This window comes from Streptomyces morookaense (assembly GCF_013030945.1).
Classification (GTDB): domain Bacteria; phylum Actinomycetota; class Actinomycetes; order Streptomycetales; family Streptomycetaceae; genus Streptomyces; species Streptomyces morookaensis.
Window position 1 is genome coordinate 41,654 of sequence record NZ_JABBXF010000023.1, and the last position, 11,992, is coordinate 53,645.

Consider the following 11,992-nt stretch of genomic DNA (forward strand, 5'->3'; position numbering starts at 1 on the left):
ACGTACGGGCCGGACGGGCCGCACGGTCAGTCCGCGGCCTCCGGGCCGGGGCCCTCGGTGCGGCCGGGGCCCTCGGTGCGGTCGGTGTGCTCCTCCCCGCCCTCGCCCCCGTCATCGCTCTCGTCCTTGGCCTGCGGCTTCGGCGGGCGGGTGCGGCCGCCGGCCGTGTCCCGCAGGTACGAGCCGTCCCGGCCGGGCGCGTCGAGCCCCGGCTCGGCCGCCAGGCCGCCCGGCTGCGGGTCGCGGCGGCGCAGATAGCGCTCGAACTCGCGGGCGATGGCCTCGCCGGAGGCCTCCGGCAGCTCCGCGGTGTCCCGGGCCTCCTCCAGCGACTGCACGTACTCCGCGACCTCGCTGTCCTCGGCCGCCAGCTGGTCCACGCCCAGCTGCCAGGCCCGGGAGTCCTCCGGCAGCTCGCCCAGCGGGATGCGCAGGTCGATCAGGTCCTCCAGGCGGTTCAGCAGCGCCAGGGTGGCCTTCGGGTTGGGCGGCTGGGAGACGTAGTGCGGCACGGCCGCCCACAGGCTGACCGCGGGGACGCCGGCGTGCGTGCAGGCCTCCTGCAGGATGCCCACGATGCCGGTCGGGCCCTCGTAGCGGGACTCCTCCAGATCCATGGTCCGGGCCAGGTCCGGGTCGGAGGTGACACCACTGACCGGTACCGGCCTGGTGTGCGGGGTGTCGCCGAGCAGCGAGCCCAGCACCACGACCAGTTCCACGCCCAGTTCGTGGGCGAAGCCGAGGATCTCGTTGCAGAACGAGCGCCAGCGCATGCTCGGCTCGATGCCGCGGACCAGGACGAGATCGCGCGGGGACGGGCCCGGGGTGCGCACCACGGAGAGCCGGGTGGTCGGCCAGGTGATCTTGCGGACACCGCCGTCCAGCCACACCGTGGGGCGGTTGACCTGGAAGTCGTAGTAGTCCTCCGCGTCCAGCGCGGCGAAGACCTCGCCCTTCCACTCCCGGTCCAGGTGCGCGACCGCACTGGAGGCCGCGTCCCCGGCGTCGTTCCAGCCCTCGAAGGCACAGATCATGACCGGGTCGATCAGCTCGGGTACCCCCTCAAGCTCGATCACCCAGCGCCTCCTTCCGACCGGGGCGGATCTCCGTCACCGCCACCGGCTGCCGTTCCGTGCAGTTGCTTGCTCAGTCCCCCAAGCCTACGGCCTTCCCGGCCCCCGTTCGCAGCCCTTGTCGGGCAGTTGATTGCACGGTGCAGGGTCATTCGCGGGCACCCCATCCTTCGCGGTAGGCGCGCCAGTCGTCGGCGGTGGCGGCGAAGTCCACGTAGAGGGCCACGCCGAAGGCCTGCCGCCCGCGGTCCTGCCGGGTCAGGCCGAGGCGGGCGCCGCGCAGGGCGGCGTCGGCGGTCTCCGCCGTGCTGTTGTGGCCCAGGTTGTCGGAGTGGTAGAAGGGCAGGCCCATCAGCAGGTCCGTGGTGCGGGGCGTCACCTGCAGGGCGAGGGCCGTCTGCCGGGCGACGTAGCCGCCGTAGAGGCTCTCCCACGGCAGTGCGGTGTCGTACGACATCACGGCGATCTGGTCCACCCGCCGGGCCACTTGGCCGAAATAGTGCTGCGACCACCACTTGGGGCTGCCCAGCGTCTGCGCCGCGCGGTGCATCGAGGGCAGCGGGTCGATCTGCTGGGCGGCCACCGAGAGCACCCCGCCGCCCGAACGCACCGCCGCGCGCAGGGAGTCCAGCAGCGCGAGGTAGCCGGTGTCGCCGGTGCGCACCGGCTCGACGTCCAGGTGCACCCCGTCGAAGCCGGCCCGCAGCACCTGCCGGGCGCTCTCGGTCACCGCGTCACGGGTGGCGGGCGCGTCCAGGCGCAGTCCGCCGCCGCCCTCGCGCACCACCACGTCGCCGAGCCAGGCCTGGACGCGCACGCCGGGCAGGTCGCGGTGGACCGCGTCGATCAGCTGCCGGGCGCCCGCGTAGTCGCGGGCGGGCAGGGTGCCGTCGTGCTCCAGCGGCCCGGCGTGCAGGTAGAGGTCGCGGATGCCGGTTCCGGCGACGCGCTGTTCCAACTGCGCGAGGTCGGCGGCGGTATGGCGGCCGTCCACCCAGGCGTGCCCGAGCCAGAGGGCGTCCCGCCCCCGGGTGACGGCGTCCTTCGCGGGTGCCCCGGCGTACGCGGCCCGCAGCATGCCGGCCGCCACCACGACGGGCACCAGCACCAGTGCGGCCAGCACGACGGCTGCCCGGCTCAACAGACGCCGCGACGGACGCAGCCGGCGCAGATCGGGCCTCTTCATGTCGTTCCCCCTCCCTACGGGTGACGGGAGAAGGGGCGTTGCGGTTGCCGGTGCGCCCCGTCAGGGGCGCGGGCTGTGTCGATTTACGGCTCCGCCGCGTGGGCACGAGCACGGCGCCCCGTCAGGGGCGCGGGGAACCACGACGCGCCCGCAGACGACGTACCCGGGGCTGCGCCCCGGACCTCCGGGGGCGGTGCGTCGACTGCGGGCCGGTGGGGGCTTGTCGCGCAGTTCCCCGCGCCCCTGACGGGGCGCGGGGATCCGCAGGATCAGCCCTTGTCGTGCAGCACGTCCTTGACCCGCGCGCGGACATCCTCCGTGTCCAGGCCCCGGATCGTCAGCGTCGTCCGGCGGCGCAGCACGTCGTCGACCGTCTCGGCCCACTCGTGGTCGCGGGCGTAGACGACCTGGGCCCAGATCTCCGGGCCGTCGGGGTGGATGCGCTCGCCGAGCTCGGGGTTCTCGTTGACCAGGCGGGCGATGTCGAAGGACAGCGAGCCGTAGTGCGTGGCCAGGTGACGGGCCGTCAGCGGGTCCATGCGGCTGCCGGGCTCGCGGTCGACCAGCAGGCGGTGGGCGACGGCGTTGGGGTTGGCGACACCGGGCAGCGGGGTGCGGCGGACCAGGCTGGAGACGGGCTCCATGTCCTCGGTCAGCGGGCTGCCGGGCACCTTGGCCAGCTTGTTCATCACCGTGCGGCCGATGTGGCGGTAGGTGGTCCACTTGCCGCCGGCGACGGACAGCATGCCGCCCTTGCCCTCGGTGACGACCGTCTCGCGCTTGGCCTGGGCGACGTCGCCCGGGCCGCCCGGCAGCACGCGCAGGCCGGCGAAGGCGTAGGTCATCAGGGAGCGGTCGAGGTCGGCGTCCTGGATGGAGAACGCGGCCTCGTCCAGGATCTGCTGGATGTCGGCCTCGGTGGCGCTGACATCCGCCGGGTCGCCCTCGTACTGGGTGTCGGTGGTGCCCAGCAGGAGCTGGTCCTCCCAGGGCAGGGCGAAGGTGATGCGGTACTTGTCGATCGGGGTGGCCATGGCGGCCTTCCACGGCGACTTGCGCTTCATCACGATGTGCGCGCCCTTGGAGAGGCGGATGGAGGGGGCCGCGGCCTTGTCCTCCATCTTGCGCAGGTGGTCGACCCACGGGCCGGTGGCGTTGAGCACCACGCGGGCGTCGATGCCGAACTCGGTGCCGTCCGTGCGGTCCTTGAGCTCGGCGCCGGAGACCTTGCCGTGGGTGAAGCGCAGGCCGGTGACCTCGGCGTGGTTGAGGACGACCGCGCCGGACTCGACGGCGGCGCGGACGGTCATGACGGCCACGCGGGAGTCGTTCATCTGGTGGTCGTAGTAGACCGCCACGGCCTTGAGGTTGTCCGTGCGCAGACCGGGGTTGTCGGCCTTGGCCCGGGCGGGGGTGATCACCTTGCCGACGCCGTCGCCGAAGGCGGACAGCGCGGAGTAGGCGAAGACACCGGCGCCCAGCTTGGCGGCGCCGACCGGGCCGCCCTTGTAGACCGGCAGGTAGAAGGTGAGCGGGTTGACCAGGTGCGGGGCCACGTCCTTGGCCAGCACCCGGCGCTCGTGGTGGTTCTCCGCGACCAGCTTGACGGCACCGGTCTGCAGGTAGCGCAGACCGCCGTGGACGAGCTTGGAGGAGGCGGAGGAGGTGGCGCCGGCGAAGTCGCCGGCGTCCACCATGGCGACCCGCAGACCGGCCTGTGCTGCGTGCCAGGCCACCGAGGTGCCCAGGATGCCGCCACCGATCACCAGGAGGTCGTACGTCGCCTTGGACAGCCGGTCCCGGGTCTCGGCACGGCTCGGGTTGGCACCGGCGGCCGGGTGCGTTCCCAGGGTCGGAACGCTCTGCGGGGTTGTCATGATTACTCCTCGTCCTCGATCCAGCCCATGGTCCGCTCGACGGCCTTGAGCCAGTTCTTGTACTCGCGGTCACGCGTGTCCGCGTCCATGCGGGGGGTCCACTCGGCGGCCCGGCGCCAGTTGGCGCGCAGCGCGTCGGTGTCCGGCCAGAAGCCGACGGCCAGGCCGGCGGCGTAGGCAGCGCCGAGGCAGGTGGTCTCGGCGACCATCGGGCGCACCACGGGTGCGTCCAGGAAGTCCGAGAGGGTCTGCATCAGCAAGTTGTTGGAGGTCATGCCGCCGTCGACCTTGAGCGCGGTCAGCTCGACGCCGGAGTCCTTGGTCATGGCGTCGGTGATCTCGCGGGTCTGCCAGGCGGTGGCCTCGAGCACGGCGCGGGCGATGTGCGCCTTGGTGACGTAGCGGGTCAGGCCCGCGATCACACCGCGCGCGTCGGAGCGCCAGTAGGGGGCGAACAGGCCGGAGAAGGCCGGCACGAAGTAGGCGCCGCCGTTGTCCTCGACGGAGCTGGCGAGCGTCTCGATCTCGGCGGCGCTCTTGATCAGACCCATCTGGTCGCGCATCCACTGCACGAGGGAGCCGGTGACGGCGATGGAGCCCTCGAGGGCGTAGACCGGCTTCTCGTCGCCGATGCGGTAACCGACGGTCGTCAGCAGGCCGTTGTAGGACTGGACGGGCTCGTCGCCGGTGTTCATCAGCATGAACGTGCCGGTGCCGTAGGTGGACTTGGCCTCGCCCTTGGCGTAGCAGGTCTGGCCGAAGAGGGCGGCCTGCTGGTCGCCGAGCGCGGAGGCGACGGGGACGCCGTCCAGGGCGCCGCCCTTGGCGATGCCGTAGACCTCGGCGGAGGAGCGGATCTCCGGCAGGACGGCCGCCGGGATCTCCATGGAGGACAGGATGCGCTCGTCCCAGGCCAGGCTGCGCAGGTTCATCAGCATGGTGCGCGAGGCGTTGGTGACGTCGGTGACGTGGACGCCGCCGTTCACACCGCCGGTGAGGTTCCAGATGACCCAGGAGTCCATGGTGCCGAAGAGGATGTCGCCGCGCTCGGCGCGCTCGCGGAGGCCCTCGACGTTGTCCAGCAGCCAGCGGACCTTGGGGCCGGAGAAGTAGGAGGCCAGCGGGAGGCCGGTCTCGCGGCGGAAGCGGTCCTGGCCGACGTTGCGGCCGAGCTCCTTGCACAGGCCGTCGGTGCGGGTGTCCTGCCAGACGATGGCGTTGTGGACGGGCTCACCGGTGTTCTTGTCCCAGAGCAGCGTGGTCTCGCGCTGGTTGGTGATGCCGATGGCCTTGACGTCGGCGGCAGTGATGCCCGCCTTCTCGACGGCGCCGGCGACGACCTCCTGGACGTTGCGCCAGATCTCCTTGGCGTCGTGCTCGACCCAGCCCGGCTTGGGGAAGATCTGCTCGTGCTCCTTCTGGTCGACGGAGACGATGCGGCCGTCGCGGTCGAAGACGATGCAGCGGGAGGAGGTGGTGCCCTGGTCGATCGCCGCGATGAACGGGCCGACGGCGTGGGCGTCGTGGCTCTCGGTGGTGCTCATGGTGTCTGCTCCTGGGGGGTCTGAAGGTCTCGGCGGGTGCGTCAGAACGCGAGCTGGTGGATGCCTGCGGCGAGGGCGCCGCCGATGATCGGGCCGACGACGGGGATCCAGGCGTAGCTCCAGTCGGAGCCGCCCTTGTTCGGCAGCGGCAGCAGCGCGTGCACGATGCGGGGACCGAGGTCACGGGCGGGGTTGATCGCGTAGCCGGTGGGACCGCCGAGCGAGAGGCCGATGCCGACGACCACGAGGGCGACCATCAGCCCACCGGTGCCGCTGGTGGCCAGGCCCTTGGTGAGACCCGTGGTGAGGATGAAGAGCACCAGCACCGTGGTGGCGATGATCTCCGTCACCAGGTTCTGCACGACATTGCGGACCTCGGGGCCCGTCGAAAAGATGCCCAGCACCGGTCCGGCCTGCGGCTCCGCGGTCTGGTCGACCATGCCCTCACGGGGGTTGAGGCTGCCGACGATCTCGTCGTCGGTCAGGTGCGCCTTGAACTGACCGTGGTAGGCGAGCCACACGAGGGTGGCGCCGATCATCGCGCCCAGCATCTGGGAGCCGATGTAGAGGGGCACGTCGCTCCACTCGACCTGGCCGTCGACGGCCAGGCCGATGGTGACGGCCGGGTTCAGGTGCGCACCGGACTTGGCGCCGATGTAGGCGCCGGCCAGGACGGCGAAGCCCCACCCGAAGGTGATGGCCAGCCAGCCCGCGTTCTGCGCCTTGGAACGCTTCAGGGTGACGGCGGCGCAGACGCCGCCGCCGAGCAGAATCAATACCGCGGTACCGATGGTCTCACCGGTGAAGATGTCGGAGCTGGACACCCGCGACTCCTTTGTCCTTCGTCCAGGGGAAGGCGAACCCCGGGTCCATCCGGTGGTCCGCACCCTCCGAGAGGGTGGTGATCGGTCCCGTGGCACTGCACACCATAGCGAATATGTCGGTAGGTGTTCGACAATGCCGACCGATGAACGGCAGTTTTCTGGACGGTTAAGGGCACGTCAAGGGAGGTGTGACGGGAAACTCCCGGCCAACTGGCCGGAAATCTACGTTCGGATACCGACCGGTAACGAGGGGGTCTCGAACACCCCCGGAAGAGACCTCCCGGAGACCTTCCGGGCTCCGCCTAGAAACGTCCGGCGCCCAGATCGCGGGAGACCGCCCGCGCACAGTCACGCACAGCGGCGACCAGCCGCGCCCTGAGTTCACCGTCTTCACATACCCGCTCCACGGCCCCCGTGATCCCCACGGCACCGACCGGCATCCGCCGCCGGTCATGGATGGGCGCGGCCACCGAGGCCACCCCGGCCCAGGTCTCCTCCACGTCCGCCGCCCAGCCGCGCGCCCGGGTGAGGTCCAGCACACCCTCCAGGTCGGGCATGGCCGTCACGGTCCGCGGGGTGAAGGCCTCCCGCTCGGCCTCGGCCAGCTCGGCGTGCGCGACCGGGTCGTAGGCGCACAGCACCTTGCCGAGGGCGGTGCTGTGCAGCGGCTGCATCGCGCCGACCTCCAGCACCTGACGGCTGTCGTCGGGACGGAAGACGTGGTGGATGACGAGCACGCCCTGCTGGTGGAGCACGCCCAGGTAGACGCTCTCCCCGCTGGAGCGGGCCAGGTCGTCCGCCCAGACCAGGGCGCGGGCCCGCAGCTCGTGCACGTCGAGGTAGCTGTTCCCGAGCCGGAGCAGCTCGGCGCCCAGCTGGTAGCGGCCGGAGGCGGGGTCCTGTTCGACGAAGCCCTCCTGCTGGAGAGTGCGCAGGATGCCGTGCGCCGTACCCTTGGCCAGTCCCAGCGCGGAGGCCACGTCGGACAGGCCCAGTCGCCGCTCGCCGCCCGCGAGCAGCCGCAGCATCGCCGCTGCGCGTTCGAGCGACTGGATGGTCCGTGCCATCGGGGAAACCTCCTCCACCAGCATGCCGTTCGGCATTGCTGAACACTATCGGCCGATGCCGACCAAGAGGTAGCAGACGGCGACGTGATCATGATCGCGGAGTCGGTTCCTCCGGCCCCAACCGGAGTATCAAGTTCCGGCATAGCGCCCCTGTAGCGGGGTGTCCGCAGCATGGAATGCCCTCGGCTTCCCGACTCCCCTGCGGCTACTCTTGCGGCGTGCGCCCTCTGCAGGAGAGCGCAAAGCCGACAGCCGTCGCACACCCGGGAGCATCCCCATGGCCTCGCATACGCCATTGTCCGTCCGTGTCCCCCGAGCCGAGCAGTTGCGCGAGGCCCTCGCCGCCCGAGTGGTGGTGGCCGACGGTGCGATGGGCACGATGCTCCAGGCGCAGGATCCGTCGCTGGAGGACTTCCAGCAGCTCGAAGGCTGCAACGAGATCCTGAACATCACCCGTCCCGACATCGTGCGTTCGGTGCACGAGGCCTACTTCGGGGTCGGCGTGGACTGCGTGGAGACCAACACCTTCGGCGCCAACCACGCGGCGCTGGGCGAGTACGACATCGCGCACCGCGTCTTCGAACTGTCCGAGGCCGGCGCCCGGATCGCCCGCGAGGTCGCGGACGAGTTCACCGCCGCCGACGGCCGTACCCGCTGGGTGCTGGGCTCGGTCGGCCCCGGCACCAAGCTGCCGACGCTGGGACACGCCCCCTTCACCACCCTGCGCGACGCCTACCAGCAGAACGTCGAGGGCCTGGTGGCCGGCGGCGCGGACGCGATCCTGGTGGAGACCACCCAGGACCTGCTGCAGACCAAGGCCTCGGTCATCGGCGCCCGGCGCGCGATGGCGGCGGCGGGCGTCGAACTGCCGCTGCTGGTACAGGTGACGGTCGAGACGACGGGCACCATGCTGCTCGGCTCGGAGATCGGCGCCGCGCTCACCGCGCTGGAGCCGCTGGGCATCGACATGATCGGCCTCAACTGCGCGACGGGCCCGGCCGAGATGAGCGAGCACCTGCGCTACCTCTCGCGGCACGCCCGCACCCGAGTGTCGGCGATGCCGAACGCCGGTCTGCCCGTGCTGGGCAAGGACGGTGCGCACTACCCGCTCTCCCCGGCCGAGTTGGCGGACGCGCACGAGACGTTCGTCAGAGAGTACGGACTGTCGCTGGTGGGCGGCTGCTGCGGTACGACGCCGGAGCATCTGCGCCAGGTCGTCGAGCGGGTCCGCGGCCTGACCCCGGCCGAGCGCGCCCCTCGCCCCGAGCCGGGCGCCGCGTCCCTCTACCAGACCGTGCCCTTCCGCCAGGACACCTCGTACCTGGCGATCGGTGAACGCACCAACGCCAACGGCTCGAAGAAGTTCCGCGAGGCCATGCTGGACGGCCGCTGGGACGACTGTGTGGAGATGGCCCGCGAGCAGATCCGTGAGGGCGCGCACCTGCTGGACGTGTGCGTGGACTACGTCGGCCGCGACGGTGTGGCCGACATGGCCGAGATCGCGGGCCGTTTCGCCACGGCTTCCACGCTGCCGATCGTGCTGGACTCGACGGAACCGGCCGTCATCCAGGCGGGTCTGGAGAAGCTCGGCGGCCGCGCCGTGATCAACTCCGTGAACTACGAGGACGGTGCCGGCCCCGACTCCCGCTTCGCGCGGATCACCCGCCTCGCGGTCGAGCACGGTGCGGCGCTGATCGCCCTGACCATCGACGAGAACGGGCAGGCCCGTACGCCCGAGCACAAGGTGGCGGTCGCCGAGCGGCTGATCGCGGACCTGACGGACAACTGGGGTGTGCACGAGTCGGACATCATCGTCGACTGCCTCACCTTCACCATCGCCACCGGCCAGGAGGAGTCCCGCAAGGACGGCATCGCCACCATCGAGGCCATCCGCGAACTCAAGCGCCGCCACCCGGACGTCCAGACGACGCTGGGCCTGTCGAACATCTCCTTCGGCCTCAACCCGGCCGCCCGCATGGTCCTCAACTCGGTCTTCCTCAACGAATGCGTCGAGGCGGGCCTGGACTCCGCGATCGTGCACGCGAGCAAGATCCTGCCGATCGCCCGCCTGGAGCAGGAGCAGCGCGAGGTCGCCCTCGACCTGATCTACGACCGGCGGCGCGAGGGCTACGACCCGCTGCAGCGGTTCCTGGAGCTCTTCGAGGGCGTGGACACCAAGTCCATGAAGGCCGGCAAGGCGGAGGAACTGGCCGCACTCCCGCTGGACGAGCGCCTGCAGCGGCGCATCATCGACGGCGAGAAGAACGGCCTGGAGGCCGACCTGGACGCGGCGCTGGCCGACCGCCCGGCGCTGGACATCGTCAACGACACGCTGCTGGCGGGCATGAAGGTCGTCGGCGACCTCTTCGGCTCGGGCCAGATGCAGCTGCCGTTCGTCCTGCAGTCCGCGGAGGTCATGAAGACGGCCGTGGCCTACCTCGAACCGCACATGGAGAAGAGCGACGCGGAGGGCAAGGGCACGATCGTGCTGGCCACCGTGCGCGGCGACGTCCACGACATCGGCAAGAACCTCGTGGACATCATCCTCTCCAACAACGGCTACAACGTGGTCAATCTGGGCATCAAGCAGCCGGTCTCGGCGATCCTGGAGGCGGCGGAGGAGCACCGGGCGGACGTCATCGGCATGTCGGGGCTGCTGGTGAAATCCACGGTGATCATGAAGGAGAACCTGGAGGAGCTCAACCAGCGCAAGCTGGCAGCGACATACCCGGTGATCCTGGGCGGCGCCGCACTGACGCGCGCGTACGTCGAGCAGGACCTGCACGAGATCTACGAGGGCGAAGTCCGCTACGCCCGCGACGCGTTCGAGGGCCTGCACCTGATGGACGCGCTCATCGCGGTGAAGCGGGGCGTTCCGGGAGCCACGCTCCCGGAACTGAAGCAGCGCCGGGTGCCGAAGCGGGAGACGGCGGCGGTGGTGGAGGCGGACGAGCCGGAGGGCTCGGTCCGCTCGGACGTGGCCACCGACAACCGCGTGCCGGAACCGCCCTTCTGGGGCACGCGCGTGGTGAAGGGCATCCAGCTGAAGGAGTACGCGTCCTGGCTGGACGAGGGCGCGCTGTTCAAGGGCCAGTGGGGCCTGAAGCAGTCGCGGGCGGGCGGGCCGAGCTATGAGGAGCTGGTGGAGTCCGAGGGCCGCCCCCGCCTGCGCGGCCTCCTGGACAAGCTCCAGACCGAGAACCTGCTGGAAGCGGCCGTGGTGTACGGCTACTTCCCGTGCGTGAGCAAGGGCGACGACCTCATCCTGCTGCACGAGGACGGCACCGAGCGCACCCGCTTCACCTTCCCGCGCCAGCGGCGCGGCCGGCGCCTGTGCCTGGCGGACTTCTTCCGCCCGGAGGAATCGGGCGAGACGGACGTGGTCGGGCTGCAGGTGGTGACGGTGGGGTCGAGGATCGGCGAGGAGACGGCGCGCCTGTTCGCGTCGGACTCGTACCGCGACTACCTGGAACTGCACGGCCTGTCCGTGCAGTTGGCGGAGGCCCTGGCCGAGTACTGGCACGCGCGGGTCCGGTCCGAGCTGGGCTTCGGGGGCGAGGACCCGACGGACGTGGAGGACATGTTCGCGCTGAAGTACCGGGGCGCCCGCTTCTCGCTGGGGTACGGGGCGTGCCCCGACCTGGAGGACCGCGCGAAGATCGCCGATCTGCTCCGGCCGGAGCGGATCGGGGTGCAGCTGTCGGAGGAGTTCCAGTTGCATCCGGAGCAGTCGACGGATGCGATCGTGATTCACCATCCGGAGGCGAAGTACTTCAACGCGCGGTGAATCATTGAGGGTTCGGGGTCCGGGGGCGGTGCCCCCGGACGCGGCCTCACGGGCGGACCGTGAGGCCGTCCAGGGTGAGGTCGAGCAGGCGCTCTGCCTGCTGTCGGTGTTCAGCACCCGCCGAGGTGAGGGCGATGCCTTCCAGGGCGGCGCCGATGTCGGTGGGCTGGATGTCCGTACGGATCGCCCCGGCGGCCGTGCAGGCGTCCATGAGCGAGGTGATGGCGGCCTGGATCATCTCCCGGCTGTGACCATAAGGATTGCTTCCCGTCGCGGCGATGGCGCGCAGGGCGTCGATCATGCCGTATTTGGCGGTGACGTAGTCCAGGAACAGACGTGTCCACGCGCGCAGGGCCTCTGCCGGCGGCTTCTGTGCGAGCAGAGCGGGGGCGGCATCGCACAGGCGGGACACCTCGTTGCGGTAGACCGCCTCGATCAGGGCCTCCCGGGTGGGGAAGTTGCGGTACAGGGTCGCACTGCCCACGCCCGCCTCCTTGGCGATGCGCTCCAGGTGCGCGTCCAGCCCCTCCGCCGTGAACACATGTGCAGCGGCCGTGAGGATCTTCTCCCTGTTCCGCCGTGCGTCAGCCCGCAACTCGCCATCCCCTCATCGAAACCCTCCGGACTTGCTAAC

The 11,992-nt window shown here is 70.8% G+C and carries 8 protein-coding genes; 1 reads left to right on the forward strand and 7 read right to left on the reverse strand.

Annotation, left to right across the window (positions count from 1 at the left end):
- Nucleotides 1-26: 26 nt before the first annotated feature.
- The 6 genes from HG542_RS11785 to HG542_RS11810 all read right to left on the reverse strand — a co-directional run bounded on the left by HG542_RS11785 (nt 27) and on the right by HG542_RS11810 (nt 7,571).
- A complete protein-coding gene (locus HG542_RS11785) occupies nt 27-1,076 on the reverse strand; it encodes a PAC2 family protein (protein WP_171080371.1) in 1,050 nt (349 codons plus the stop codon).
- Between the two features lie 145 nt (nt 1,077-1,221).
- A complete protein-coding gene (locus HG542_RS11790) occupies nt 1,222-2,259 on the reverse strand; it encodes a glycoside hydrolase family 18 protein (protein ID WP_171080373.1) in 1,038 nt (345 codons plus the stop codon).
- 269 nt (nt 2,260-2,528) lie between these two features.
- On the reverse strand, nt 2,529-4,136 hold the full coding sequence (locus HG542_RS11795) for a glycerol-3-phosphate dehydrogenase/oxidase (protein WP_171080375.1): 1,608 nt from the start codon (nt 4,134-4,136) through the stop codon (nt 2,529-2,531).
- 2 nt (nt 4,137-4,138) lie between these two features.
- Entirely contained in the window at nt 4,139-5,680 is a 1,542-nt protein-coding gene (glpK, locus tag HG542_RS11800; RefSeq protein ID WP_171080377.1) for a glycerol kinase GlpK, read from the reverse strand.
- A 41-nt stretch (nt 5,681-5,721) separates the two neighbouring features.
- Nucleotides 5,722-6,504 carry an MIP/aquaporin family protein gene (locus HG542_RS11805; RefSeq protein ID WP_171080379.1) on the reverse strand — a complete coding sequence of 261 codons (783 nt, stop codon included), beginning with the start codon at nt 6,502-6,504 and terminating at the stop codon, nt 5,722-5,724.
- 302 nt (nt 6,505-6,806) lie between these two features.
- The gene (locus HG542_RS11810; protein WP_171080381.1) at nt 6,807-7,571 is read right to left on the reverse strand and encodes an IclR family transcriptional regulator; all 765 of its coding nucleotides are present in this window, start codon (nt 7,569-7,571) and stop codon (nt 6,807-6,809) included.
- A gap of 277 nt (nt 7,572-7,848) precedes the next feature.
- Here HG542_RS11810 and metH point away from each other — a divergent pair, with 277 nt between their 5' ends.
- Nucleotides 7,849-11,358 carry a methionine synthase gene (metH, locus tag HG542_RS11815; protein WP_171080383.1) on the forward strand — a complete coding sequence of 1,170 codons (3,510 nt, stop codon included), beginning with the start codon at nt 7,849-7,851 and terminating at the stop codon, nt 11,356-11,358.
- Nucleotides 11,359-11,404: 46 nt separating this feature from the next.
- Here the strand turns inward: metH and HG542_RS11820 are convergent, their stop codons facing one another.
- Nucleotides 11,405-11,953 (reverse strand): TetR/AcrR family transcriptional regulator, encoded by a 549-nt coding sequence (locus HG542_RS11820; protein WP_171080385.1) that lies wholly within the window; start codon nt 11,951-11,953, stop codon nt 11,405-11,407.
- Between the last annotated feature and the right edge of the window lie 39 nt (nt 11,954-11,992).

Excerpts from the sequence above, each read along its gene's own strand:
- HG542_RS11790 (WP_171080373.1), bottom strand. The coding sequence starts at position 2,259 with ATGAAGAGGCCCGATCTGCGCCGGCTGCGTCCGTCGCGGCGTCTGTTG.
- HG542_RS11795 (WP_171080375.1), bottom strand. The coding sequence starts at position 4,136 with ATGACAACCCCGCAGAGCGTTCCGACCCTGGGAACGCACCCGGCCGCC.
- glpK (WP_171080377.1), bottom strand. The coding sequence starts at position 5,680 with ATGAGCACCACCGAGAGCCACGACGCCCACGCCGTCGGCCCGTTCATC.
- HG542_RS11810 (WP_171080381.1), bottom strand. The coding sequence starts at position 7,571 with ATGGCACGGACCATCCAGTCGCTCGAACGCGCAGCGGCGATGCTGCGG.
- metH (WP_171080383.1), top strand. The coding sequence starts at position 7,849 with ATGGCCTCGCATACGCCATTGTCCGTCCGTGTCCCCCGAGCCGAGCAG.